Raw genomic sequence first — 24,678 nt, 5'->3', positions numbered from 1 at the left:
CGGAAGGGCGGCCCCGTTTCCACGCTGTGAGCCGCCCCGCTCGCCGCGCTTCACGATTCAGGACCTAAGGCCGGTGGATGTCGGCGCTGGTCAGCCAGAGTTCGTCGGGGACCGCGGCCGGGGTGACGCCCGTGTATGCCACCACGTCGCGGTGCAGGTGGGACTGGTCCGTGTAGCCGGTGTCCGCGGCGACCCGGGCCGGGCGGGCCCCGGTGACCAGGCGGTGGACGGCGCGGTCGAAGCGGATCAGCCGGGCGGCGCGCTTCGGGGGCAGGCCGAGCTGGGCCTGGAAGCGCGACCACAGGCGTTTGCGGCTCCAGCCGACCTCGCCGGCCAGGCCGTCGACCCGGATCAGGCCGTGGCCGGTGACGATGCGGCGCCACGCCCACGCCACTTCCGGGTCCACGGTCAGCGCGGCGCTCGGGTCGCGGGCCATGAGGGTGGCGGTGGTGAGGGCGAAGCGCTCCGGCCAGGATGTCGCCGCGGCGAGTCGCTCGCGCAGGTGGGAGGCGCCGCGGCCCCAGACGGCGTCCAGGTCGGTCACGGTGCCGGCGAGGTCGGCGGGGGAGCAGCCGAGCAGACGCCCGGCGGCCGGCGGGGACAGGCGCAGTTGCAGGCAGGCGACGCGGCGGCCGCGGACGTGGGCGGCGCCGCCCTGGCCGTAGCCGACCCCGGCGGCCAGGCTGCCCCGATGCTCACGGCCGGCGGGGTCGGTCAGGACGGGGCGGTCCGCGCCGAAGTCCAGCACGACGGTCACGGCCGGGCGGGGCACGATCCGGAAGCCGTCCCGGGCTCGATGGCGGCCGTCGTCGGTGAAGCCGGCCATGCGCACGCCGGGGGCTCCCGGCCGCGATCCCGCGAGATCCAGCACCCCGCCATCGTGGCACGGATCCGGCGAGGTAGGTTCTGGCCGCGGCGGCGGGAACATTTCTACAAGCCTCCCGGCAGTACCCCCGCGAAGAATTGGCGCTTATGCGTGAGCGTCGTGGAAACTATGGATTCGACGGGGACTTCAGTGTGGTGCCGGCGGCCGGGCAGGTGGCGATTCTGGCCGTGCTGATCGGCGGGTTCGGCGTCCTGGCCGTCGTCGTGAGCGCCTATTTCGCTCTGGCTTCGCTGGGGCTGGCATTGTTCGTCGGCTTTTACGTGTACACCACGCGAGCCGGCAAGTTCCGCGCGTGGGACGGCATTCTCGACGGGCTGCGGCTGCGCGGTGACGAGGAGCTGCTCGACCTCGGGTGCGGGCGCGGCGCGGTGCTGCTGGCGGCGGCGCGGCGGCTGCCGGGCGGGCGGGCCACGGGGGTCGACCTGTGGCAGGCCGACCAGACCGGCAACGCGCCGCCGGTGACGCTGCGCAACGCCGAGCTGGAAGGGGTTTCGGACCGGGTCGAGGTGCACACCGGCGACATCACGAAGCTGCCGTTCCCAGACGCCACGTTCGACGTCGTCGTCAGCAGTTTCGTCATCCACAACATCCAGTCGGCGGCCGGGCGGCGGGCCGCGCTCGACGAGGCGGTGCGGGTCCTGCGCCCGGGCGGGCGGCTGGCGATCGTGGACCTGCTGCACACCGGCGCCTACGTGGCCCGGCTGCGCTCGCTCGGCCTCACCACCACCGCCCGCCGCAACCTGGGCCCGCGCTGCTGGTGGGGCGGTCCGTTCCTGCCCTCCCGCGTGGTCACCGCCGAGCGCCCCTGACGTGCCTCACTCCCGCTCGGCGCGGCGCAGGCCCTGCTCCGGGGTCCACCACTCGACGACGAGCAGGGTGGCCTCCGGGTTGAGGTGGGTGTGCACAACCGCGGCGATGTCGGCCCGGAAGCGGTCGCCGTCGCCGTGCTCCGGGTGCGCGTCGGCCGGCCGGGCCCGGCCGCTGATCTTGACTTCACCGGGCCACTGCGCCTCCGCGCCCTCGATCGGGTCGACGGTGCCGCCGTGCAGGGCGAACCGCGGGTCGCGGCGCAGGTCGGCACCCTTGCGGGCGCGCGCCATCGAGCCGAACCACAGCTCCCCGGACTCGAACGTCGCCTCGATCCCGGAGATGCGCGGCCCGCCGTCGGCCCGCACGGTCGCGATCGTCTTGTGCCGGTGCGCGTCGAACAGCGCCCGGACCCGCCCCGCGAACTCCGGCTCCGCCCGCTCGACGTCCTGCCATGCCGTCATGCCGTCATGATTCCACCCCGGGCGGCCGGGTTGGCAACGCGACAGCGTCATCGCGGCCCGGGCGGCGCGCCGCCGCCTCCGGGCCCCGTCCCACCGGCCGCGGGTGCGGTGCGGGTGTCGACGCGGGCGACCAGCGAGACGTTGAACCCGCTGGTCACGTTGCCGGTGACGGCGCCGAGCTGCAGGGCGCCGGCGTCGTCGCCGAAGACGTTGTCGCTCTGCAGTGTGACCCGGGACAGGTTCGGCACCGAGGCGGAGTAGCCGGACGTGGCGTAGACGGCGTCGCAGGTGGCCTTCGGCAGCGCGACCTGGGACGTGGCGATGGCTTTCGACGACGCGGTGATGCTGGCCTGGTCGGGGTACACCTCGAAGTGGATGTGCGGCCACCGCCCCGAGTAGCAGGCCGGGAAGATGCTCGTGAACCGGACCCGGCCCTGCGCGTCGGCGATCTGCACGCCCCGCAGGTAGTTCTGGTCCTCGGCGCCCTGCGTGTACAGCGAGTAGCGCCCCTCGCGGTCGCAGTGCCAGACGTACACCGCGACCCCGGCGAACGGCGTGCTCCCACTGGCCGTGTCCACAATGGACAGCTCCAGGGTCATCGGCACGCCCGCCGCGGTGCCCGAGGCGGAGCCGAACGAGGACCGGATGTCGCCGCGCACCACGCCGCTCTCGCTCAGCACGTTGGGCCCGTTGGACCCGTCGCCCGGATACGGCCCGGCGGTCTCGTCCGGGATCTCACCGGCGGCCGCCGTGCTCGTGCCGGTGCCGGTGCCGGTGGAGCTCGCCGCCGACGGGCTGCTCGCGTCGAGGTCGTCGCTGCACGCCGCGGTCAGGCCGACCACGGCCGCGCCGAGCCCGAACGCCCGCAGCACCTGCCGCCGCCGCAGGATCGTCCCGATGTCGAAGCCGAGCCCCTGGTCCGTGAGTTCCTCGTCCGGCCGGGGGAGCGGGCGGCCCTCATACCTGGTGTCGTCCATGCGTCCAGGCTGGCCGCAGTACCTGTGAGCAGCCTGGCAGCGGGCTGTGGGTTCAGGTGCCCGGCAAGGCGCCGGCTCGGCTCATGCTGGTTCGGTGTCGGTCGCGCTTACGCGAGCTGGTCCCGCTGGAGCGCCTGGACGAAGGCGGTCCAGTCAGCGGCCAGGAACGAAATCGTCGGCCCGGCCGAACACTTGGAGTCCCGGACGATCACTCGGTCCGACGCCATGGCCGCTTCGACACAGTTGGTGCCGCCACTCCTCGAACTTTTCCGCCATTGGTATTGCGGGCTTTCGCTGCGCACGGGGCGTCCTCCAGCGTCGTCGTCGCCGTCGGAAACTGACCTGGCGTGCACTCCGGCTGCGACCAAGCACGTATGTGCCAAGAATACATTGGTTTGAAGGTCATCAATAATGCCAGAAAATTGTCCGGAACGTTTCGCCTGGTCGCCCGTCGGACCGGGCTGAACGGCCGGAGGTTACCGGCCGGAAGGTGGTCCCAGCCGGGCCGCGGCACGCTAGGCTTCCGGTACGGCTCCAACCGCCCCGCGCGACTGCCGGCGGGTGGTCGTTGACGGCTCGACGTGGGAGGTGTGATGGCGACCCACACCGTAACGCCCGAGACTCGACCCAGAGTGCGTCACTGGGTGAAACTGATGGGTTACTCCGCCGCTGCCGGCGTTGTCGTGACCGGCTTCGCTCAAGTCGTCGGCCTTCTGATCACCCTCTCCACGGGTTGGTCGTGGCTCGGTTCGGCCGCCCGTCTCATCTTTTTGATTGCTCTGGCGATCGCTGCTGGTGCGCTCGCCGACCTTGCGCTCATTCCGCTCGGTCGCCGACGGTCCACCGATCGGGCTCCATTGTCCTAGCGGCGGTGACGGCGGCGCTTGCGCCGGTTCTGTGTGTGCCCCTTATTGCGCTTCGGTGGATGTGGCAGCGCGGCCAAGGGCTCAACCGGTGTCGCGATCACATCGATCACCGCGCTGGTTGGCGCATTCGTGAGTGCGCGACGGCGCCGCTTCCGGCGGACTCGCCCGATGGCAAGCGCAGAGCCGAAGATGAGGAAGCCTGATCCGCCGGCAACCCAGGGAAATCCGATCCGACCCACCGCGCCGAGGTCAAGTGTCACTCCACGCATCGCGTACGCAGTCACTGCCACCGCCGTCAGGCCGGCGAAGCAGTACACGATCCTCATAATGGGCTTGATCAACAACCGTTCGAGATGCTCAACCTCGGCTTGACGGCCGAGCACCCGCTCAAGCATCTGGATCAAGTCCGACCACAGCCCGATCCAGGTGCTCGGCCGATCGTGCTCAGGATCGGGCGAGGGTCGCCAGGGGCGGTCGGACGTGCCGGACGGTTCGATGGTCACGGTAGCTCCTCGCGCGACGTCTGGTCGCGGCCGGATGGGGCCTGCGCGGTGCACCTGGATCGCACATCGCGGCGGTCGCTGTGTTCCATTCGCAGACCCCATCCGAAAAGGTTGAGCGAGAATGTGCCAGTCCTGCTCAGCCCGCGGCTGGCGTTGTTTTCCGCGGCTTACGGGCAGGGCGAGGGGACAGTTCGATGCCGTTCTGACCGTTTTCCATCAATTCGATTATGGTGTCGAGATGACGGTTGGTGTCGGCGGCCGACGGAACCTCCTGCTTCAGTTCGGCGAAGAGGTCGAGATACTGGGCGATGACCTCGACGTCATCGCGGACGATCGCATCGCCGTCGCGGTTCTCGAAGTAGACCATCGGGTTGATGTCGCCACCCGGGAATTCGATCAGTTCGAACGGCCCGCCGAGGCCGCTGTAGGCACCCTTGATCATCGGCCAGATCTGGACCGAGATGGCCGGGTTGATCTCAGGTTCGATCGTCTCACCGAGGGCGGCCCGGCCCATGGTGTTGTGGCGTTTGAGGTGCTGCAGCTGGTCGATCATCGGCTTGAGCCCTTTGGAACCGTCTTCATTGCCGACCGCCCGACGCAGGCTCGCTTCATCGATGATGAAGTCCATCCGCGGTCCTTCAGGGCCGAGAAGGGGTTCGGCCCGCTCGATGCGGGCATCGATGACCTTCTGCGTGCGGGTGGGATCTGTGCCCCGGCCGAGGATGCCGTTCACGATCCCGGTGGCGTATGCGTCCGTCTGCAGTACGCCAGGGACGAACTGGTTTTCGAACTGATAGACGTGCACGGCGTACGCCTCATGCTCGAGCCACTCCGCAAACGGTGGTGGCAGCACATCGCTGTACCTGTTCGAGAGAGTGGGGCGACGGGCGTCTTTGACGAGCTGCAGGAGTTCGTCGCGCTCGTTGCCGAGACTCGGCAGCAGTGTCAGGAGCGCGAGCATGTCGGCCGGATAGATCGGCGTCTGGCCGTTTTCGAGTCGTAGCACCTTGGACGGCGACCATCCGGTGGCCTCCGCGATGTCATTCTGCGTCATGTTGGCGTCGAGACGCCCCTGCCGCAGCTTGAGCCTGAGCTGCCGTTTCGCGACGGCCGGCCCTGGCCTGCGAGTGGTCATACGTCGGTCTCCCGGTAGCAATCTGAGAGGAGGTAGCCTGACGGGTCCTTGGAATGCTCACCGTCATTTCGGTAGCCCTCCTGCTGCTGGTTTGTGATCTTGCGAGGTAGCATTTCGCTGCTTCGGGTAAATCATAGCCTGCATCGGTGTGATGTTGCATACTGCTGGCCCAGGTGGCTGAAGATCCTTGTTTCGTAACCCAGCCTCGTGACGGCTCGAAGGGCGGCCATGGCGTGGTCGGGGAGGCGTGCCGCAGCTATTTACATGGTCTCGGAACCGCGTCTGCCGAGGCTGGCGTGCTCCGGCTGGCCTTGCGATCGCTGTTGCCGGGGTGATCGGTGACCGGACCGTCGCGGCGCGCAACGGTCAATACCTGGCGCGCGGAGCTGGTCGCGCTACGATCGTCGCCACGGTCCGGGTGGGCCGGTGACCCGGATGTGGAGGCCCTGTGGAGTTGTCGATGCAGCGGGGCCTGGACGCCACCGTCGTGACCGCCGCCGGTGATCTGGACATCGCCACGTCGCCGGAGCTGCGGCGATACCTGCACGCGGTGCTCGACGAGCACCAGGCGGCCCTCTACGTCGACGTCGCGGCCGTGCAGTTCATCGACTCCAGCGCGCTCGGCGTGCTGGTCAGTATCTATCACCGGCTGGTTGGCCGCGGGCAGGGGTTGACCCTGGTCAGCCCGCACGAGCGGCTCCTGCGCACGCTGCGGCTGACCGCTTTGGATCAGATCTTCACGATCGTCAACACCCTGCCCGCGGGCCTCGCCGCGGCGTGACCCGGTGTCACATGTGCGCGGCCGGCTCCGCGCCCGTCGGCAGCGGGCCGGTGCGCAGCAGCAGCCCGCTGACGACCGCGCCGACCAGGAAGAAGCCGGCCACCCAGGTGAACGTCGTCGTGTAGCTGTCGATCGCCGCGGCCGCCATGGTCTGCGCGGTGGGCGTCTTGCCGGCCAGGGCGCCGGTGAGCGCGCTGGACGCGATCGTGCTCAGCACGGCCGTGCCGACCGAGCCGCCGACCTGCTGCGCGGTGTTCACCAGGGCCGAGGCGACACCGGCGTCGGCCGGGGCCACACCGGACGTGCCGGCGGTCATCGCGGGGGCCATGGCCAGGCCGAACCCGACGCCGGTGACCATCAGCGGGCCCAGGATGCTCCCGGCGTAGCCCGAGTGCACGTCGAGGCCGGTCAGCCACAGCATGCCCGCGGCGGCGATGAGGAAGCCGGCCGGGACGAGCGGGCGCGGGCCGACCCGCGGGACGACGACGCTGGTGGCGGTGGTCGCGGTGACGGCCAGGGCCCCGATCATCGGCAGGAACGCGGCGCCGCTGCGGATCGGGCTGAAGCCGAGGTTCTGCTGCAGGTAGTAGGTCAGGAACAGGAAGACGGCGAACATGCCGACACCGAGGGTGAGGACCGTGAGCAGCGCACCGCCGCGGGTGCGGTCGAGCAGGACGCGCAGCGGGATCAGCGGGTGGGCGACCCGGGTCTCGATGACGACGAACGCGGTCAGCAGCACCACGGCGGCGACGAGCCAGCCCCACACGGCCGGGCTGCCCCAGGCGTGGGTCTCGGCGTTGGCGAAGCCGTAGACGAGCGCGAACAGCCCGCTCGAGACCGTCAGCGTGCCCGGCACGTCGAGCCGGTGCCCGGCGCCGCCGCGCTGGTTGTGCAGCAGCGACAGGGCGCCGATGCTGGCGAGCACGGCGAAGACGACGTTGACGTACATGCACCAGCGCCAGTCGAGATACTCGGTCAGCACCCCGCCGAGCAGCAGCCCGGTCGCGCCGCCGGCACCGGCGATGGCACCGTAGATGCCGAACGCCTTGGCCCGCTCCTTCGCGTCCGTGAACGTCGTGGTCAGCAGCGACAGCACGGCCGGGGCCAGCAGCGCCCCGAACGCGCCCTGCGCGGCCCGCGCCCCGACCAGCATCCCGAACCCCTGCGCCGCCCCGCCGACGGCCGACGCGGCCGCGAACCCGATGAGCCCGACGATCAGCGTCGTCTTGCGCCCGATGAGGTCACCGACCCGCCCGCCGAGCGGCAGCAGCGCCCCGAACGCCAGCGCATAGGCGGTGACGATCCACTGCCGGTACTCGTTGGAGAACCCCAGCGCCCGCTGCGCCGACGGCAGCGCGATGTTCACGATCGTGGCGTCGAGCACCACCATGAGCTGCGCGAGGCCGAGCACACCGAGAATGGCCCACCGCCGCGCGTGGTGCGGATGCTCCACGGCCGCGGCCCGGACGGCCCGCTTCGTCCCCGGTCGGGTGGTGGTCGTCGTCATGGCGCCTCTCCGGTCAGCAGTCGTTGTCGCGCTGCCCGATCGGCTGACACCACGGCTTCCTGAGCGCCACCCGCACCCTCGCGCCCACCCGGCTCCACAACAGCAACCGGCGCCGGTCGAGAAGGTGGAGAACCCGAGCGCACCGGGCGCCGGTTGGCATGCCGGGCGCGGCCCTCGACGTAGGCATGCTGGGCTTCAGACGGCATCAGGCCGCGAGATGGGTGCGGAAGAACCGGGTCACGTTCGCGACCGCGTTGTCCATCTGTGTCGGCGAGTCGTAGTAGTCGAAGTGGTTCCCGTCCGACCACACCAGTTCCTTGGGACCTTGAACGGCCTCGTAGAGTTTCCTGGCGTTGCCGGGCAGGGCGCTCTGGTCGGAGTGCACGACGATCGTCGGGGTGGTGACCGATGAGGCCCGGCGCAACGCCTCGAACGAGTGCCAGTGCTCCCACGAAGCCACGTCGAGTTCGTTCCGGTACTCGGGTACGTTGCCGCGGGCCGGATTGAGGTAGTAGTCGTCGGCTCCCGGTGCCGGGCGGTAGTTGGCCGCGTCGGGCTCGGTTTCGCTGTAGACCGTGATGGTGGTCGCCTCGCCGACCATGCCGACCGTGTCGACGTAGGGCAGCCCGGTGAGGTAGGTGACCGCCGCTTCCAGACAGGAAGAAATCCTCCTAGGCACCGCGGTGACCCAGCTGTGGACGTTCACGTCATGGCGCGGGGCCTTCGGCGCAAGAAACAGCGGCCGGTTGGTTGGCTGGTCAATCCTACGCAGGCGCGAACAGGTTTTTTTGGGCGGCCAGGAGTGCGGTCATTGCTTCCGCCGGCATCGGGCGGGCCAGGTGGTAGCCCTGGCCCAGTGAGTAGCCCAGTTCCAGCAGACGGTCGGCCTGGGCCTGGTTCTCGATGCCCTCGGCCACCGTGTCCAGGCCCAAAGCCAGGGCCAGCTGCATCACGGCTCGCGCGACCGCTTGACGGGCGTCGGCCTCGGGGGAGCCGGGCTCGTCCAGTTCGATGCCGTCCACGAAGCTCTTGTCGAGTTTGATGATCGCGGCCGGGAAGGAGCGCAGCAGCGAAAGTGACGACTCGCCCGTGCCGAAGTCGTCGAGGGCCATGCGGACGCCCAGGGCGTGCAGTTGGTACAGGGCGCGGGAGACCTGCTGCCCGCGCAGTACCGCCGACTCGGTCAGCTCGAGCACCAGGCGGTCCGCGGGCAGGCCGGTCTCGGCCAGGGCGGCCTGGACGTCGGTGACGAAGTCGGGGTCGTGGAGCTGGCGGGCGGAGACGTTGGGGCCGAACTTCTGCAGGGCGTCGGGGCCGAACTCGGCGAGCCAGGCGGCGGCCTGGCGGCACGCCTCGCGCAGGACGAAGCGGCCCAGGGGGACGATCAGGCCGGTGCTCTCCGCGGCCGGGATGAACTCGGCCGGGGCGACGAGGCCGCGGGTCGGGTGGCGCCAGCGGGCCAGGGCTTCGACGCCGACGATGCGGCCGTTGTGCAGGGACATGATGGGCTGGTAGTGGACGGTGAACTCGCCGGCGTCGAGGGCCCGGCGCAGTTCGCCGCCGAGCTGGGCGTGGTCGGCCACCGGCTGTTCCATGCCGTCGTGGTACCGCACCCAGTTCGCCTTGCCCCGCTGCTTGGCCGCGTACATGGCCACGTCGGCGTCGCGCAGGAGGCGGTCCAGGGGTGTGCCGGTGTGCGCCGTCGCGATGCCGATGCTGGCGTGGACGAGGAGGCGGTGCGCGCTCAGCGCCCCCGCGAACGCGTCGAGGATGCGCTGCGCGATGGTCTCGCCGAGGACCGTGGCCTCGGTGATGAGGACCGCGAACTCGTCGCCGCCGAGGCGCACGGGCAGGCCGTCGGTGACGGTCTCGGCGCGCAGCACGTCGGCGACGGCGATGAGCAGGTCGTCGCCGACGTCGTGGCCCAGCGAGTCGTTGATGGTCTTGAAGTCGTCCAGGTCGACCAGCAGGACGGTCGCGCCGCCGCGGTCGAGCTGCTCGCCGAGCCGGCGGCGGAACAGGGCCCGGTTGGCCAGCCCGGTCAGGCCGTCGTGGGTGGCCTCGTGCTGGAGGCGCTCCTCGGAGAGCCGCTTCTCGCGCAGCAGCCGGGCGTTCTCCCGGAAGGCGACGAACTGCCGGATCGTGACCAGCCCGGTCACCAGCACCGAGGACAGGATGACGAGCTTGTCGGTCCAGGTGAGCGCGCCCGGGATGACGGCGATGAGGGGCACGTCGACGGCGGCGACGGCGAGGTACGGCAGCCAGATGTTGGCCCGGCTGCGGCGTTCGGCGCCGGCGGTCCACTGGCGGCGCACGGCGACGGTGCCGAGCAGCGGGGCGATCGGCATGACGACGGCCTGGGCCGGGACGGTGCCGGGGTCGCCGCCGAGGACCATGCACACGGCGACGCCCGCGCCGCACAGCCCGCACAGGCCGATCAGGCGCAGCGCGACCCGGTCGACGGGGCCGCCCGCGATGTAGGCGACCTTCGTGATGCCGCCGACCGCGAGCGCGAACGACATGCCGAGCAGCACCAGGGCCTGGATGCTCCACACCCGGGTGCCGCCGAGCATCGGGGCGAGGCCGAAGTGGAACAGCACGGTGCTGCCGCCGAGGAACGCGATGGCCCGGTCGAGCCACTGTTTCCAGCGCTCGCCGGCGCTGCTGATGCCGAGCGGGACCCGGCCCATCGCCCACATCGCGGTGAGGAAGCCGATCCCCGAGCACACCGCCGCGGCCGGGGGCATGACCGGCAGGACGGAGGTGTCCCGGAAGCCGGCGGCGGCGAGCACGGAGAAGCCGACGCCGACACCGCAGAAAGACACGAGCAACAACCGCCAGAACCGTTTCGCGGGTACGGTCAGTGCCCCGCGCCGCAGCAGGTCGTACACGGCGGCCACGGTGACGGCGGCGCCGAGCGGCAGCCACAGGAACGACACGGCGGCCGGGCCGATGCCGGTGCAGTACCACAGGACGTACCAGAGCGTCCCGGCCGCCGCGAGCGCGCCGGTGGCCGCCACGTAGCGCAGCGGGGCACGATGCTCGGCGGTCACGGACTGCTATATCGGCCGCGAACGGTCCGGATCAAGTGGTTGCACCCAGGTCACAGGCTGACACGGAAGTTTCATGCCTCCTTCGCAACTTTCGGTGCCATTGCGCCTTGTAACATGCGGTCGAGGCAGTACCCCCGAAGCGGCACTTCCGGAAAGTTGTTGACAGGTTCCGGCGTGATCGATGAGCGTCGACGCATGAAGCGCTTGAGACTGCTCCTCGGGGCCGGCATCGCCGCCGCGCTGGCCGTGACCTCACTGGCGGTGGCCGGCACCGCCCACGCCGAGGCGGACCGGACCATTACGTCCAACCTGACCGGGTACCACAACGGCTACTTCTTCACGTACTGGAAGGACAGCGGCAACGTCACGATGAACCTGGGCGCCGGCGGCCAGTACAGCGTGTCGATGAGCAACCTCAACAACTCGGTGGTCGGCAAGGGCTGGAAGCCCGGCTCCAGCCACACCGTGAACTACTCCGGCTCGTTCAACTGCGGTGGCAACTGCTACCTGGCGCTGTACGGCTGGACGACCAACCCGCTCATCGAGTACTACGTCGTGGAGACCTACGGCAACTACAACCCGAGCAACGGCACCCAGTCGCTCGGCACGGTGACCACCGACGGCAGCACCTACGACCTCTACCGCACCCTGCGCACCAACCAGCCGTCCATCATCGGTAACGCCACGTTCTACCAGTACTGGAGCGTCCGCCGTAACAAGCGCGTCGGCGGCACCATCACCACGGCCAACCATTTCAACGCCTGGTCGGCGGCCGGCCTGACCCTGGGCCAGCACGACTACCAGGTCCTGGCGACCGAGGGCTACCAGAGCAGCGTCAGCTCGAACATCACGGTGAGCGAGGGCAGCAGCCCCACCACCACGGGCCCGACCACCAGCTCGCCCCGCCCGAGCAGCCCGGGTGTCTCCAGCCCGCCCCCGAACAACGGCGGCGGCGCCTGCAAGGTCACCAACCAGGTGAGCGCCTGGAACACCGGCCTCACCGACAACATCACCATCACGAACACCGGCTCCACAGCCATCAACGGCTGGCAGCTGAAGTTCAACCTGGCGTCCGGGCAGACCATCACGTCCGGCTGGAACGCGACGTACTCCCCGTCCAGCGGCGCGGTGACCGCGACGAACGCCAGCTACAACGGCAGCATCCCACCGGGCGGCTCGACGACGATCGGCTTCCAGGCCAACCACAACGGCAACAACGCCGCCCCGAGCGGTTTCACGCTCAACGGCGCCGCCTGCAGCTGAGTCCCACGGGTCCGGGTCCGGCCGCGCGCCGGGCCCGGCCTCACGCCGTCGCCCGAGGGTCGCGCCCTAGACTCGGCGCATGCTCGAGACCGTCGTGGAAGGCGTCTACGCCTGGGTCCAGCCGGACGGCACCTGGTGGGTGAACAACGCCGGCGCCGTCGTCGGCGGCGACGACGTCCTCATCGTGGACACGTGCGCCACCGCCGAGCGCACCCGCCGCTTCCTCACCGCCGTCGCCGGCGTGTCCGGTGGCCGGCCCGTGCGCCTGGCGGTCAACACGCACCAGCACGGCGACCACACGTACGGCAACAGCCTCCTGCCGGCGGGCACGGTGCTGTTCGGCCACGAGCACATGCGCGAGGCGCTGCGGACCGACCCGATCATCGACGGCTGCCCGCCGTTCTGGACCCCGGTCCCCGACTGGGGCGACGTCACCCGGCGCCTCCCCGACGTCGCCGTGCGGGACGCGGTGACGCTCCACGCCGGCGGCACGAGGATCGACCTGCTGCACCCGGGCGGCCCCGCACACACCCCCGGCGACCTCGTGGCCTGGCTGCCGCGGGAGCGCGTCCTCTTCGCCGGCGACCTGGTCTTCAGCGGCCTGACCCCGTTGATCTTCATGGGCTCGCTGCCCGGTGCCGCCCGCGCCCTCGACTGGATGGCCACCCTGCAACCCGCGCACCTCGTGCCGGGCCACGGACCCGTGCTGCACGGACCGGAGATCGGCGCGGCCTTTTCCAAGCTGCGGCGGTACTACTCGGCCGTCGCCGACGCCGTGGACCCGGACCGCACACCACTGGAGGCGGCCCGCGCCTTCGACCTCGGCGAGTTCGCCGCCTGGCCCGACGCGGAGCGGATCGTCCTCAACCTGCACCGCGCCTACGCCGACCGGGCCGGCACCGACCTGGACCTGATCGCCGCCCTGCGGGACGCCGTCACCTGGCGCGGCGGCCCGATGCCCACCTCCGTCTGAGTCGCCGAGCCGGGAGCCAGGATGACGTTCACCGAGCTGATGGACCACACCGCCCAGGGCTTCGACGCACTCGGCGCCGCGGTCCTCGTCGCCGGCCTGCTCTGGTCCGTGGCCCTGGCCGGCTGGACCTGGCGGACCCACGGCGGCCGCCGGGCCTACCAGGCGCTGCGGGCGACGTTCGGCGGTGTCCTGCTGTTGAGCCTGGAGGTCCTGGTCGCCGCCGACCTGATCCGGACCGTAGCCGTCGCCCCCACCCTGACCAACGTCGCCGTCCTGGGCCTGATCGTGCTCATCCGGACGTTCCTGAGCTTCTCCCTGCAGATCGAGATCGAGGGCACCACCCCCTGGCGCCGCGCCCTCACCAGCGGCGCCACCACCGTCGCCCACGCCACCCGAGCCGCCCGCGAACCCCTCGCCGAAGGCCCGGACCAGCAGCGGTAGAAGGCCAACTCGCCGTCACTGATCCGGCGGGGCACATGACCGATCGGCGCAAGCATGCCGCCGTCGAGCGGCTCGTGCCCGTGGCTGAGCAGGCCGGGGTGTCGTTGACCCACCTCGCGCTCGCGGTCGTCGCGCCCGGGACCGATCTGGGCGCCATGGACGTCGCGCACGTGCCGGCCGCGCTGACCGAGCCGGAGGGGCGGCGGCGGGGGCTCGGCGACCGGGCGGCGGCCTGAACCACCCGCAGATCGGCGATCGGGCTGCGGCCTGAACCACCAGCGGGTGGTAGGGCTGTCCCCCCTCTGCCGGCTGGGGGTGGCCGGTCGCTCGACTCGGTGGTCGGCGGCAGTGTGCTGACGCTCCCGGATGACGAGGCTGAGAACCGTTGATGGTCGACGGAATCGGCATTGGGGATGGCTATGGGACACGGGTTCATCGCGCGCGTCGGGCAGTGGTGTTTCCGGCACCGGTGGGGGGTGCTCGGGATCTGGCTGGCCGCCGTCGTGCTCGGCGTCCTCGCCGCCGGGCCGGTCTTCGACGCGCTCGCCGCGAACAACAGTCCGAAGAACATGGAGTCGTTCCGGGGGCAGAACGTGCTCGCCACCCAGTCGACGCAGGGCGGTACCGTCATCGGGGTCGTCGACGGCATCGACCCCGCCGCGCCGCAGGTGCGCACCGACGTGGGCGCCCTCGCCGACAAGCTGCGCGGCGTCGACGGGGTGCAGCAGGTCGTGACCCCGTTCACCGACGGGCTGCCACCCGATCCGGCGGCCGGTCTGGTCGCCGAGGACCATCGCGGGCTGCTGGTGCAGGTGACGCTGAAGAACCTGAGCGACGACGCCCAGGACACCGCGGCCTCCGCGCTCACCGACGCCCTGCACGCGGGGGCCGTGACCCTGCGCGAGCACGGGCAGCCCGACGCGCGGATCCGGGCCGGGGGCGGGCCGGTGATCAACCAGCAGGCCAACGCGCAGGCCGGGGCCGACCTGTCCAAGTCCGAGTCGATGTCGCTGCCGATCACCCTGGTCGTGCTGGTGTTCATCTTCGGCGGCGTCATCGCCGCCGGGATGCCGGTGCTCGCCGCGATCGTGTCCATCGCCTTCTCGATGATCATGCTGCTGGTGTTCACCAAGTTCACCGAGCTCGACTCGAACGCGGTCACCATCGTCACGCTCCTCGGGCTCGGGCTGTCCATCGACTACGGGCTGCTGCTCGTCGCCCGCTACCGCGAGGAGCTCGCCGCCGGCTTCGAACCGCAGCAGGCGCTCGGGCGGGCCTGGGCCACGGCCGGGCGGACGATCGCGTTCAGTGCCCTCACCGTCGCCGCCGCGCTGAGCGGGCTGCTGCTGTTCGGGATCACCGGGCTCAGTGCGCTCGGCGCGGCCGGGATCTCGGTGGCCATCGCCGCCATGCTCGTGTCGCTGACGTTCACCGCGGCCCTGCTCGGCCTGGCCCGCAAGCGCATCCGGCCGTCGAAGCGGGCGGGTCGCCGTACCCCCGACTCCGGCTTTTTCGCAAGTCTGGCCCGGATCGTGCAGCGCCGGCCGCTGCTGACCACGCTGCTCGGCGGGGCGGCCCTGGTCGCCGTCGCGCTGCCGGCCCTCGGCACCACCCTGCACCTCGACGACCTCGGCGCCCTGCCGCCGAAGATGGAGTCGGTGCAGGTCGAGCACGAACTGACGGACAACTACGGGCAGAGCGCCGCGCCCGCCGTCACGGTCGTCGCGCACCTCAGCCCGGCCGAGCTCGACACCTGGGCCGCCCGCCTCGACGGCACCCCCGGTGTCCGGCTGATCCACCCGGCCGCGGACGCCGGCAACGGCCTGGCGACGATCGGCATCGAGGCCACCGGCGACCCCGAAGGCCCCGCCGCGCGCGACCTCGTCGAGCGGATCCGCGCCGACCGGCCCGGCGGCGGCGAGTCCTGGGTGACCGGCAGCGGTGCCATGGTCACCGACGTGGTCGGGCAGATCATCGACCGCCTGCCCCTGGCCCTGGGCGTGACGCTGCTCGCGATGGTCGTGCTGCTCTTCGCGATGACAGGCTCGGTGGTGGTACCGCTGAAGGCCGTGCTGATGAATCTCGTGTCACTGGGGGCCACGTTCGGCATCCTCACCGCCGTCTTCCAGCACGGGTTCCTCGCCGAACCCCTCGGCGTCCTCACCGTCGGCGGCCTCAGCCCGTTCACTGTCGTGAGCGTGTTCGCCTTCGCGTTCGGGCTCTCGATGGACTACGAGGTGTTCCTGCTCGGCCGGATCAAGGAGTACACCGACAAGGGGCACCCGACCGACGTCGCCGTCCGCCGCGGCCTGCAGCACTCGGGCCGGATCATCACGTCGGCCGCGCTGCTCATGGTCATCGTGTTCGGCTGCTTCGTGACCGGCGAGATGGGCGGCGTGCAGCAGATCGGCCTGGGCCTGGCGGTGGCCGTCGCGGTGGACGCGACCCTGGTCCGCTGCGTCCTGGTCCCGGCGACGATGACGCTGCTGGGCTCGGCGAACTGGTGGGCCCCGGCGTGGCTGAAGCGCCTGCACCGCGTGATCGGCCTGCAGGAGAAGGTCCTCGATGAGCCCGCCCCGGCTCCGGCTCCGGCCCCGGTCTCAGCCCCGGTCCTGGTCTCAGCCCCAGCCCCAGTCCTGGTCTCAGTCCCAGTCCCGGCCGCAGCCGCGCTCCCAGCCCCGGTCCTGGTCTCAATCCCGGTCGCGGTTCCGGCGGCGGCGAAGGGCAAGCGGCGCAAGTCGGTCCTGGTGGCGTACACCTGGTGGCTCTTCCTCGGCCTGTTCGGGGCGCATCACTTCTACCTCGGCCGCAAGCGTCAGGGCTGGTGGTACCTCGGCACCGTCGGCTTCCTCGCCCTCGGCTGGCTGGCCGACGTGGCCCTGCTGCCCCGGTACGCGCGCACGACCAACGCCACCGAGCCGACGGTCGAACCGGCCCGCGAGCTCGTCCACTCGTAGCCTCAGAAGGCGCTGGACCGGCCGTCGCCGTACTGTGCCAGCCGCGCTCCGACGACGTGGCGGAAGTTGACCAGCAGGGTCGACGTCTGCTCGTCGCCGGAGCGCGACACCGTCAGCGGGTGCACCGCGCCGGCTTCCATCCACTCGGCCAGCTGCTGGCGGGAGAGGTCGGCGTCGTGCACCCGCAGCACAAGCTCCTTCTCCCGCCCGGCGGTGAGCAGGTGCAGCAGCCAGACCGGCGCATCCATCACCCGTTCCTGTTCCCGGTCCGGCCCCCGCCAAACCCTGGAGCAGGCCGAACGCGACCCGGTCCCGGGCCCGGCTCCGGCCGACCGAGGCCCGCGCGGACGGTGACAACCTCGTCTTCGTCAGGCACCGCCGTGTCAGGGCCGTGTCAGGGCGGTGACCCGGGCGGTGGCGAGAGTGGTGGCCATGACGAACACGAACGCAACGCAGTGGACCGGCATGATTCCGGTCGAGGACACCGCGCTCGCCGCCACCGACACCGGGGGCGCCGGCCTCCCCGTGCTCTACTGCAACGGCCAGTTCGCGACGCAGGGGTACTGGAAGCACGTCATCAACGAGCTGGGCGCCGGGTTCCGGCACATCACGTTCGACGAGCGGGCCCGCGGCCGGTCGAAGCGCTCGGCCGACTACTCGTTCGAAGCGGCGGTCCGGGACGTCGACCTGGTGCTCGCGGCCCGGGGGGTCGAGCGGGCCCTGGTCGTCGGCTGGTCCTACGGTGCGAACGTCGCCGCGCACTGGGCCCACCGCAACCCGGAGCGGGCCGCCGGCGCGGTCCTGGTCGACGGCGCGTTCCCGCACGACTGGCTGACCGACGCCATGGAGGTGCGCATCCGCAAGCTGTTCAAGCGGATGTCCTGGTTCACGCCGCTGCTCCGCCCGACCGGCCTGACCCCGCGGATGTCCGCCGCGCAGCAGGCCGAGAGCAACATCGAGCTCGGCAAGCTGTCCCGGGAGCGCGAGCTCGGCCCGGTCCTGGACGCCGTCACGGTGCCGGTCCGCTACGTGGTCGCCTCCGGGGCGTCGCTCGGCAGCCGCGGCGACGAGCAGGAGCGGATCCGGGCCAGCCTCGACCAGGTGGTCGCCCGCAACCCGCGGATCGAGATCGCGGCCAAGGTCACCAGCAACCACGGTGCGCTGCTGAAAAAGGACTTCCGCGCCATCGCCGACGCCGTCCGCACGGTCGCGGCGGCATGACCGGTCGGTGCCGTCCCCCTGGTCTACGCTCGGCGGCATGATGTCGCCGGGCGCAGACCCGTATGCGGAGACGGTCGGGCGGCTGCCCCGGGCGGCCGGCCATCGCGACGTCCACGCGGCGCTGCTGCGCGACGGCTGGCGCCCCGGCGGCGCCGGCGACTGGGCGATCGCCCTGCGCTCCCCGGACGGCACGGCGGCCGCGCGGATCAGCCCGTTCGACCCGGTCGGCCCATACTCCGCCGCGCTGTACACGCAGGCCGCGCACACCCGCCAGGTCCCGCGGCTGTTCGCGCACCGCCGCCTGGCCGGCGGCGGCGACCTGCAGGTCCTCGAATGGCTCGAACCGGTCGCCCAGGACGAGGCCGCCGCGTTCCACTGCGCCATCGCCACCGGCGCCCCACCGGTCGCCGACCTCACCGCCATCGTCCGGCGGATCCACGACCGGGCCCGGCGCGAGCTGCCGTGGTGCGGCCCGCTGGACGACAACCCGGCCAACGTCATGCGCACCGCCGACGGCCGCCTCGTCCTGATCGACCCGTACTACGCCGACGGCCCGAACCTGTACGCGACCGCGGCGACCGACCCCGACCGGGTCGCCGCGCTCATCCCCGAGGCGGAGCGCCGGTTCATGACCGAGATCCCGCTGACCGCCTCCGGGCCGTGGGACGAAGCCGCCCGGGAGGCGATGCGCGCCGGGCTGGCCGCCGCCGACGCCCGGGCCGCGGCGGCCGCACCACCGCAGGATCAGGCCAGGCGGGCCTCGTCGGCCTTGTCGTAGGGGCGGATGTCGGCCACCCGGCCCGCGGCCAGCTTGGTCGGCCAGGCCGGCTCGGACAGCAGGGCCCGGCCCAGGGCGACGAGGTCGAACTCGCCCTGCTCGAAGCGTTCCAGCAGCGGGGCCAGGCTCAGCGACTCGGCCTGCTCCTCGTGCTCACCCCGGAACGCCTGCCGGACGCCGACCGAGCCGATGGCGATGACCGGCAGGCCGGTGAGCTTCTTCGTCCAGCCGGCGAGGGTCAGCGCCGAATCCTCGAACGCGGGCAGCCAGTAGCGCCGGGTCGACACGTGCAGGGCCGTGACGCCGGCGTCGACGAGCGGGGTGAGCAGCTGCTCCAGCTCGTCCGGGGTGTCGGCGATGCGGGCGTCGAAGTGGCCGCCCTTCCACTGGGAGAAGCGGAACAGCACCGGGAAGCCGGGCCTGGTGCTCGCCCGGATCGCGGCGATCACCTCGGCGCTGAGCCGGGCCCGGTTGGCCAGGCTGCCGCCGTGGTCGTCGGCGCGGCGGTTGGTGCCCGGCCACAGGAACTGGTCGAGCAGGTAGCCGTGCGCGCCGTGGATCTCCACCCCGTCGAAGCCCGCGCGCTCGGCGTCCGCGGCCGCCCGGGCGAACGCGGCCACGACCGTGTCCAGGTCGGCGGCGGTGGCCGGCTCACCGACGGCGGTGCCGTCGGCCCGCAGACCCGAGGGGCTCAGCACCGGTGCGCCCGGGTGCGGCGGGGCGCCCTCGGTCCGCACCGCGCCGAGGTGCCACAGCTGCGGCACGATCCGCCCGCCGGCCGCGTGCACGGCCTCGGTGACGAACTGCCAGCCGGCCAGGGCGTCGGCGCCGTAGAACCGGGGCACCCGGTCGCTGGAGCCGGCCGACGGGTGGTCGACGTAGGTGCCCTCGGTGACGATGAGTCCGACGTGCGGTGCCCTTCGGGCGTAGTAGGCGGCGACGTCGGTGCCGGGAACGCCGCCGGGCGAGAACTGCCGCGTCATCGGGGCCATCACGAAGCGGTTGGCCAGTTCGAGCTCGCCCAGTGCGTACGGCGTGAACAGTGGAGTCGGATCGGTGGTCACACGACACACAAATCGACCGCGGTGCCGGTTGTTCCCGCTGTGGTCTTTTTCATACCGTGCCGGTGGAGATTTGACGGCCGAGCGGGAAGTGTGTGCCGGTGAGCCGCTCTGAAAGCGTCCAGAGCCGCGCGGCCAGATCGGCGTCGCGGGCCGTGGCCGAGCGGTTGATCAGCTCGGGGGCGCCGCGCATGTGTGCGAAGCGGCTCGGCCCGGTGAAGCTGTCGCCGGGCAGGTCGGCGACGGCCGCGTAGAGGACCGGCAGCGCGCCCGCCGCGGGGCTCTGGCCGAGCAGGCGGACCAGGAGCCTGGTCGCCGCCCCGGTCTCCGTGTAGATCTCGCTGCGCACCAGGCCCGGGTGGGCGGCCAGGGCCCGAACCTTCGAGCCGGCGGCGTCCAGGCGGCGCTGCAGTTCGGCGGTGAACAGCAGGTTGGCCAGCTTCGAGCGGTTGTAGGCGGCCGACGCCCGGTAGGGGCGGCGGTCGCCGTCCGGGTCGTCGAGGTCGAGCCGGCCCATGCGCTCGGCCTGCGACGCGAGGTTCACGACCCGGTCGGTGACGTGCTCGAGCAGCAGGTTGGTCAGCGCGAACGGCCCGAGGTGGTTGGTGGCGAACTGCAGCTCGAACCCGTCGGCCGTGCGGCGGCGCTGCGGCACCGAGATGCCCGCGTTGTTGACGAGCAGGTCGATCGGGCCGGTCCAGGCGGCGGCGAAGGCCCGCACGGAGGCGAGGTCGGCGAGGTCGAGGCGGCGCACCTCGGTGGCGCCGGTGATCGTGTCGGCGGCGGCCCGGCCCTTGCCGGTGTCGCGCACGGCGAGCACGACCCGCGCACCGGCGGCGGCGAGGGCCTGGGCCGTCGCCCGCCCGACGCCGGAGTTGGCGCCGGTCACGATCGCCGTCCGGCCGCCGAGGTCGGGCAGGTCGGCGGCGGTGAAGTCAGCCATGGCAGAAGCTCCGTTCAACCGAAGGGTGATTGCACTCAGTGGCATCACGTTACCGCGCTGATGCCACTGAGTGCAATCACGTAGGCTGGGGCTATGGCGAGATGGGAACCCGGCGCGTACGAACGGCTGCGCGCGGCCGCGCTGACGCTCTTCGACGAGCAGGGCTTCGAGGGCACCACCGTCGCGCAGATCGCCGAGCGGGCCGGGCTCAACCGGCGCACGTTCTTCCACCACTTCGCCGACAAGCGCGAGGTGGTCTTCGCCGGCCAGGAGGAGTCCGAGGCGTTCATCGCGGCCGAGATCGCCGCCCAGCCGGCGATGGTGGACCCGCTGCACGCCGCCGTCGCCGCGCTGCAGCGGGCCGCCGTCACCATGTACGAGAAGTACCGCGGCGGTGCCGAGCTGCTCGGCCGGGTCATCGCGGCCAGCCCCGAGCTGCAGGAGCGGGAACTGGTCAAGCGGGCCGCCCTGGCCGCCCGGATCGCCGCCGCGCTGCGCGAACGGGGCACCGGCGAGCCGGCCGCCGTTGTCGCCGCGTGGACGGCGGCCGCGGTGTTCTTCGCCGCCCGCAACCGCTGGAACCAGGCCGGCAACGAGCGCACCCTGGCCGAGCTCATGGGCGAGACCCTGGAGCTGTTCCTCGACGCCACGCTGCACCGGGCCGAGTAGCACCCGCTCAGCCGAAGCGCAGGTCGCGAACCATCCGGCGGTACTGCTCCGCGAGGTCGGCGTCGACCCCGGCCGGGTCCGGCGGCTCGGGCATCGGTGCCACCGCGGGCCGCGACCGCAGCAGCCGGGTCCGATACTCGAGCGGCGGATGATCGGCGAACGGCGATGCCGCGCGCAGCGCTGGCAGCGCCGCGGCCGAGTGCCGCCGGGCGTCGGCGGCCAGCGTGCGCCAGGCCGGCGGGTCCGGGCGGTCGTCGGCGGCGGCGCGGATGTGGCGGCGCAGGACCGTCAGCACCGTCTCGCGCAGGGCGAGTACGTCGAGCAGCTCCAGGGTCGCGGCCGTCCCGGCGACCCCGGCGGCGACGGCGTCGGCGCGGTACTCGGCCCGGTGGACGTCCGGCGCGGCCAGGGTGAGCAGGAGCCGGCGGCCCGCCGCGGCCAGCCCGCGCAGCGCCGCGAGCACCGGGCGGATGAGTAGCTCGGCGTACCAGACGTCGGCGACGTTGCCGTTCGCGGCCCGCGGCGGCGTCCCCATCCCGGCCTTGACGATCGCCGGGTCCTGCAACGCCCGCAGCGCGGTGTCCGGCCCCGGCTCGAACAGCGCCATCAGGGCGGTCAGGCTGCGGTCGGCCGAGCCGGTCAGCCCGGTGCGCAGCGGGTTGCCGGTGGTGGTGTGGGCCAGCTGGTGCGCGACCAGGGCGGTGCACTGGCCGGCGTCGAGGACGGCCAGCAGTGGTAACCCCAGCCGCAGGTACCGCCGCCGCCGGAGCCCGGTGGTGCCGCCGTCCGCGTCGAAGGTGTCGTCGACGACGATGAGGTGCGGTACGGGGACTCCGGCCGCACCGGCGACGGCCGCGACGAACGCGAACAGGTGGGGCGCGCGGGTGCGGTCCAGGCGCGTGGAGTACCGCGGCAGGCTCTCCGGACGGGGGAGCAGCAGCACTCCGAAGGCCAGCAGGACCACGCCCGGCAGGATCGTGAAGCTCGGGAAGTCGCGCGCGACCAGCCAGGCCCCGCCGGCCAGCGCGGCGAGGGCGGTCAGGTGCAGCAGCAGCGCCACCGCGGCCACGACGAGCCGGGCCGGGCCCCACCCGGGCGGCGGCAGGTCCCGCCCGGCGAGCGCGGCGGCCAGCCGCTCACCGGTCGACGCCATACCTACCACTGTCGATGCATCGGCGCCGCCGGGCAAGCCGGTCGTCCCGGGCGGCTAGGCGTCGCGGGCTAGGCGGGACTTCAGGGCGGCGGCGAGGTCGGCCGCCGCGGTGAGCTGGGCCGGGGTCAGGGCGTCGACGAAGAGTTCGCGCACGGCGGTCAGGTGGGGGACCGTCGCCGCGTGGAAGGCGGCCGCGCCCGGGCGGGTCAGGACGATCTCGGCGCCGCGGTTGTCGGTGGGACAGTCCTCGCGGCGGATCAGGTCGCGGCGTTCCATGCGGGCCAGGTGGTGCGACAGCCGGCTGCGCTCCCAGCCGCACCGTTCGGCCAGCTCCGAGGAGCGCAGCCGGGTGCCCTCGGCCTCGCTCAAGGCCAGCAGGACGGCGTAGTCGGCGGTGGACAGGCCGGTGTCGTGCTGCAGGCGGGCGGCGAGCGCGGTGCGCAGCGCCTCGGCCGCCTCGATGAACTCCCGCCACGCGGCGAGCTCGTCCCGGGCTGGTAAACGGCGCATGACCCGCGTCACCTCCATCTTCTTGACGCGTCAATCATATCCGGGGCATGATTGACGCGTCAAGCATCGACGGAACGGGGCAGGGCCATGAGCGAGCTGTTGTTCGGTCTCGACACGTTCGGGGACGTCCCGGTCGACCACACCGGGGCCCCGCTGTCGTACGCCGCGGCGATCCGGCAGGTCGTCGAGGAGGCCGTGCTCGCCGACGAGCTCGGCGTGGACGGGATCGCGCTGGGGGAGCACCACCGGCCGGAGTACTCCATCTCGACCCCGGAGACCGTCCTGGCCGGGATCGCGGCCCGGACCTCGCGGATCAAGCTGGCCTCCGGCGTGACCGTGCTGAGCTCCGACGACCCGGTGCGCGTCTTCCAGCGCTTCGCGACCCTCGACGCCATCTCCAGCGGCCGGGCCGAGGTGATCCTCGGGCGCGGGTCGTTCACCGAGTCGTTCCCGCTGTTCGGCTACGACCTCGCCGACTACGACGTGCTGTTCGAGGAGAAGCTGGAGCTGTTCGTCAAGCTGCTCGACGAGCGGCCGGTGACCTGGAGCGGTACCAAACGAGCGCCGTTGCTTGAAGCCGACGTGTTTCCGAAGACCGAGTCCGGCCGGCTCCCCACCTGGGTCGGCGTGGGCGGATCACCGCAGTCCGTGGTCCGGACCGCCCGCTACGGCCTGCCGCTGATGCTCGCGATCATCGGCGGAGACCCGAACCGCTTCAAACCCTATCTTCACTTGTACCGTCGTGCCGCCGACCAGCTCGGGACGTCCGCGCATCCGGTGGGCATGCACTCGCCCGGGTTCGTCGCGGACACCGACGAGCAGGCGAAGGAGCTGTTCTTCGGCCCGTTCAAGACGATCCGGGACCGCATCGGCGCACTGCGCGGCTGGCCCGCGCTGCGGCGGGGTGAGTTCGAGGCCGAGGTCGCCGACGGCTCGCTGTACATCGGCGGCCCCGAGACCGTGGCCCGCAAGATCGCCCGGACGGTCAAGGACCTGGGCGTGGGCCGGTTCGACCTCATCTACACCGCGGGCGCGCAGCCGGTGGGGGCCCGGATGCGCTCCGTGGAGCTGTTCGGGACCAAGGTGATGCCGATGGTCCGGGACATGCTGGCATGACCACCCTCGGCATCCTGGGCGCCGGCAAGGTCGGGACCGTGCTGGCCCGCCTCGCCGTCGCCGCCGGCTACGACGTGCGCATCGCCGGCTCCGGTGACCCGGCCCGGATCGCGCTCATCGTCGAGGTCCTCGCGCCGGGGGCGAAGGCGGTGACCGCGGCCGAGGCGGCGGGCGGGGCGGACGTCGTGATCCTGGCGCTGCCGCTGGGCCGATACCGCACGCTGCCGGTCGCGCAGCTGGCCGGCAAACTCGTCATCGACGCCATGAACTACTGGTGGGAGGTCGACGGGGTCCGCGACGACCTCGGCCGCTCCAGCGAGCTGGTGCAGGCGTTCCTGCCCGGCTCCCGGGTCGTGAAGGCGTTCAACCACATGGGCTACCACGACCTCGAGGCCGGGGCGCGGCCGGCGGGGACGCCCGGGCGGCGGGCGATCGCGGTCGCCGGGGACGGGCCGGACGACGTGGCGGCGGTCGCGGCGATCGTCGACGCCCTCGGCTTCGACCCGGTCGTCGCGGGGCCCCTCGCGGCCGGTGTGCGGATGGAGCCGGGGACCGTGGTGTTCGGGGCGAACGAGGACGCGGAGACGGTACGGGCGATGCTCGGTGGGTAATGG

The 24,678-nt window shown here is 72.0% G+C and carries 27 protein-coding genes; 13 read left to right on the top strand and 14 right to left on the bottom strand.

Annotated features, from left to right (window positions below):
• Window positions 1-64: 64 nt before the first annotated feature.
• Window positions 65-871 carry a helix-turn-helix domain-containing protein gene (locus ACIA8L_RS10640; RefSeq protein ID WP_395902764.1) on the bottom strand — a complete coding sequence of 269 codons (807 nt, stop codon included), beginning with the start codon at window positions 869-871 and terminating at the stop codon, window positions 65-67.
• Between the two features lie 101 nt (window positions 872-972).
• Here ACIA8L_RS10640 and ACIA8L_RS10635 point away from each other — a divergent pair, with 101 nt between their 5' ends.
• The gene (locus ACIA8L_RS10635) at window positions 973-1,695 is read left to right on the top strand and encodes a class I SAM-dependent methyltransferase (RefSeq protein WP_395902762.1); all 723 of its coding nucleotides are present in this window, start codon (window positions 973-975) and stop codon (window positions 1,693-1,695) included.
• Window positions 1,696-1,701: 6 nt separating this feature from the next.
• Here ACIA8L_RS10635 and ACIA8L_RS10630 read toward each other — a convergent pair whose 3' ends face one another.
• The 3 genes from ACIA8L_RS10630 to ACIA8L_RS10620 all read right to left on the bottom strand — a co-directional run bounded on the left by ACIA8L_RS10630 (window position 1,702) and on the right by ACIA8L_RS10620 (window position 3,436).
• A complete protein-coding gene (locus ACIA8L_RS10630) occupies window positions 1,702-2,157 on the bottom strand; it encodes a pyridoxamine 5'-phosphate oxidase family protein (RefSeq protein ID WP_395902760.1) in 456 nt (151 codons plus the stop codon).
• Window positions 2,158-2,204: 47 nt separating this feature from the next.
• Complete coding sequence (locus ACIA8L_RS10625; RefSeq protein WP_395902758.1) at window positions 2,205-3,134, bottom strand: intradiol ring-cleavage dioxygenase; 930 nt, start codon at window positions 3,132-3,134, stop codon at window positions 2,205-2,207.
• A 107-nt stretch (window positions 3,135-3,241) separates the two neighbouring features.
• Complete coding sequence (locus ACIA8L_RS10620) at window positions 3,242-3,436, bottom strand: DUF397 domain-containing protein (RefSeq protein ID WP_395902756.1); 195 nt, start codon at window positions 3,434-3,436, stop codon at window positions 3,242-3,244.
• Window positions 3,437-3,787: 351 nt separating this feature from the next.
• Here ACIA8L_RS10620 and ACIA8L_RS10615 point away from each other — a divergent pair, with 351 nt between their 5' ends.
• Window positions 3,788-4,000, top strand: coding sequence for a hypothetical protein (locus ACIA8L_RS10615; RefSeq protein ID WP_395902755.1), 213 nt, complete (start codon window positions 3,788-3,790; stop codon window positions 3,998-4,000).
• Here the strand turns inward: ACIA8L_RS10615 and ACIA8L_RS10610 are convergent.
• Both ACIA8L_RS10610 and ACIA8L_RS10605 read right to left on the bottom strand, forming a co-directional pair.
• Window positions 3,997-4,503, bottom strand: coding sequence for a hypothetical protein (locus tag ACIA8L_RS10610; RefSeq protein ID WP_395902753.1), 507 nt, complete (start codon window positions 4,501-4,503; stop codon window positions 3,997-3,999). The two genes, ACIA8L_RS10615 and ACIA8L_RS10610, sit on opposite strands and share 4 nt — an antisense overlap.
• A 136-nt stretch (window positions 4,504-4,639) precedes the next feature.
• Window positions 4,640-5,638, bottom strand: coding sequence for a helix-turn-helix transcriptional regulator (locus ACIA8L_RS10605; RefSeq protein ID WP_395902752.1), 999 nt, complete (start codon window positions 5,636-5,638; stop codon window positions 4,640-4,642).
• 448 nt (window positions 5,639-6,086) lie between these two features.
• Here ACIA8L_RS10605 and ACIA8L_RS10600 point away from each other — a divergent pair, with 448 nt between their 5' ends.
• The gene (locus ACIA8L_RS10600; protein WP_395902750.1) at window positions 6,087-6,419 is read left to right on the top strand and encodes an STAS domain-containing protein; all 333 of its coding nucleotides are present in this window, start codon (window positions 6,087-6,089) and stop codon (window positions 6,417-6,419) included.
• A gap of 7 nt (window positions 6,420-6,426) precedes the next feature.
• Here ACIA8L_RS10600 and ACIA8L_RS10595 read toward each other — a convergent pair whose 3' ends face one another.
• The 3 genes from ACIA8L_RS10595 to ACIA8L_RS10585 all read right to left on the bottom strand — a co-directional run bounded on the left by ACIA8L_RS10595 (window position 6,427) and on the right by ACIA8L_RS10585 (window position 10,979).
• Window positions 6,427-7,926, bottom strand: a complete 1,500-nt coding sequence (locus tag ACIA8L_RS10595) for an MFS transporter (RefSeq protein WP_395902749.1) — start codon at window positions 7,924-7,926, stop codon at window positions 6,427-6,429.
• Between the two features lie 205 nt (window positions 7,927-8,131).
• On the bottom strand, window positions 8,132-8,605 hold the full coding sequence (locus ACIA8L_RS10590; protein WP_395902747.1) for a hypothetical protein: 474 nt from the start codon (window positions 8,603-8,605) through the stop codon (window positions 8,132-8,134).
• 85 nt (window positions 8,606-8,690) lie between these two features.
• Window positions 8,691-10,979: a putative bifunctional diguanylate cyclase/phosphodiesterase gene (locus ACIA8L_RS10585; RefSeq protein ID WP_395902745.1), complete on the bottom strand. Its 2,289-nt coding sequence runs from the start codon at window positions 10,977-10,979 to the stop codon at window positions 8,691-8,693.
• A gap of 195 nt (window positions 10,980-11,174) precedes the next feature.
• Between ACIA8L_RS10585 and ACIA8L_RS10580 the strand changes: the two genes are divergently transcribed.
• The 5 genes from ACIA8L_RS10580 (at window position 11,175) to ACIA8L_RS10560 (ending at window position 16,613) form a co-directional block, all read left to right on the top strand.
• On the top strand, window positions 11,175-12,242 hold the full coding sequence (locus ACIA8L_RS10580) for a glycoside hydrolase family 11 protein (protein ID WP_395902744.1): 1,068 nt from the start codon (window positions 11,175-11,177) through the stop codon (window positions 12,240-12,242).
• A 79-nt stretch (window positions 12,243-12,321) separates the two neighbouring features.
• Complete coding sequence (locus ACIA8L_RS10575) at window positions 12,322-13,215, top strand: MBL fold metallo-hydrolase (RefSeq protein ID WP_395902742.1); 894 nt, start codon at window positions 12,322-12,324, stop codon at window positions 13,213-13,215.
• Window positions 13,216-13,236: 21 nt separating this feature from the next.
• Window positions 13,237-13,656, top strand: a complete 420-nt coding sequence (locus ACIA8L_RS10570) for a DUF1622 domain-containing protein (RefSeq protein WP_395902740.1) — start codon at window positions 13,237-13,239, stop codon at window positions 13,654-13,656.
• A 35-nt stretch (window positions 13,657-13,691) separates the two neighbouring features.
• Entirely contained in the window at window positions 13,692-13,892 is a 201-nt protein-coding gene (locus tag ACIA8L_RS10565; protein ID WP_395902738.1) for a hypothetical protein, read from the top strand.
• A gap of 183 nt (window positions 13,893-14,075) precedes the next feature.
• Window positions 14,076-16,613 (top strand): MMPL family transporter, encoded by a 2,538-nt coding sequence (locus ACIA8L_RS10560; RefSeq protein WP_395902736.1) that lies wholly within the window; start codon window positions 14,076-14,078, stop codon window positions 16,611-16,613.
• 2 nt (window positions 16,614-16,615) lie between these two features.
• Here the strand turns inward: ACIA8L_RS10560 and ACIA8L_RS10555 are convergent, their stop codons facing one another.
• A complete protein-coding gene (locus tag ACIA8L_RS10555; protein ID WP_395902734.1) occupies window positions 16,616-16,861 on the bottom strand; it encodes a hypothetical protein in 246 nt (81 codons plus the stop codon).
• Between the two features lie 184 nt (window positions 16,862-17,045).
• Here ACIA8L_RS10555 and ACIA8L_RS10550 point away from each other — a divergent pair, with 184 nt between their 5' ends.
• Together ACIA8L_RS10550 and ACIA8L_RS10545 are read left to right on the top strand one after the other, a co-directional pair.
• On the top strand, window positions 17,046-17,834 hold the full coding sequence (locus ACIA8L_RS10550) for an alpha/beta fold hydrolase (RefSeq protein ID WP_395902732.1): 789 nt from the start codon (window positions 17,046-17,048) through the stop codon (window positions 17,832-17,834).
• A gap of 37 nt (window positions 17,835-17,871) precedes the next feature.
• Window positions 17,872-18,612 carry a hypothetical protein gene (locus ACIA8L_RS10545; RefSeq protein ID WP_395902731.1) on the top strand — a complete coding sequence of 247 codons (741 nt, stop codon included), beginning with the start codon at window positions 17,872-17,874 and terminating at the stop codon, window positions 18,610-18,612.
• Here ACIA8L_RS10545 and ACIA8L_RS10540 read toward each other — a convergent pair.
• Together ACIA8L_RS10540 and ACIA8L_RS10535 are read right to left on the bottom strand one after the other, a co-directional pair.
• On the bottom strand, window positions 18,579-19,676 hold the full coding sequence (locus ACIA8L_RS10540) for an NADH:flavin oxidoreductase (RefSeq protein WP_395902729.1): 1,098 nt from the start codon (window positions 19,674-19,676) through the stop codon (window positions 18,579-18,581). The two genes, ACIA8L_RS10545 and ACIA8L_RS10540, sit on opposite strands and share 34 nt — an antisense overlap.
• Before the next feature lie 49 nt (window positions 19,677-19,725).
• Complete coding sequence (locus ACIA8L_RS10535) at window positions 19,726-20,616, bottom strand: oxidoreductase (protein ID WP_395902727.1); 891 nt, start codon at window positions 20,614-20,616, stop codon at window positions 19,726-19,728.
• A gap of 93 nt (window positions 20,617-20,709) precedes the next feature.
• Between ACIA8L_RS10535 and ACIA8L_RS10530 the strand changes: the two genes are divergently transcribed.
• The gene (locus ACIA8L_RS10530; RefSeq protein WP_395902726.1) at window positions 20,710-21,285 is read left to right on the top strand and encodes a TetR/AcrR family transcriptional regulator; all 576 of its coding nucleotides are present in this window, start codon (window positions 20,710-20,712) and stop codon (window positions 21,283-21,285) included.
• Between the two features lie 7 nt (window positions 21,286-21,292).
• Here the strand turns inward: ACIA8L_RS10530 and ACIA8L_RS10525 are convergent, their stop codons facing one another.
• Window positions 21,293-22,438 (bottom strand): hypothetical protein, encoded by a 1,146-nt coding sequence (locus tag ACIA8L_RS10525; protein WP_395902724.1) that lies wholly within the window; start codon window positions 22,436-22,438, stop codon window positions 21,293-21,295.
• Window positions 22,439-22,492: 54 nt separating this feature from the next.
• Window positions 22,493-22,948, bottom strand: a complete 456-nt coding sequence (locus ACIA8L_RS10520; protein WP_395902722.1) for a MarR family winged helix-turn-helix transcriptional regulator — start codon at window positions 22,946-22,948, stop codon at window positions 22,493-22,495.
• Window positions 22,949-23,035: 87 nt separating this feature from the next.
• On the opposite strand from ACIA8L_RS10520, the gene ACIA8L_RS10515 reads away from it, so the two are divergent.
• Entirely contained in the window at window positions 23,036-24,064 is a 1,029-nt protein-coding gene (locus tag ACIA8L_RS10515) for an LLM class flavin-dependent oxidoreductase (protein WP_395902720.1), read from the top strand.
• Window positions 24,061-24,675, top strand: a complete 615-nt coding sequence (locus tag ACIA8L_RS10510; protein ID WP_395902718.1) for an NADPH-dependent F420 reductase — start codon at window positions 24,061-24,063, stop codon at window positions 24,673-24,675. The genes ACIA8L_RS10515 and ACIA8L_RS10510 overlap by 4 nt, the downstream gene beginning before the upstream one ends.
• Window positions 24,676-24,678: the final 3 nt, after the last annotated feature.

Origin of the sequence: Dactylosporangium sp. NPDC051541 (genome assembly GCF_044454505.1) — a bacterium.
Classification (GTDB): Bacteria; Actinomycetota; Actinomycetes; order Mycobacteriales; family Micromonosporaceae; genus Dactylosporangium.
Note: the sequence above shows the minus strand (reverse complement) of the source record. Positions and strands in the feature narration are given on the sequence as shown.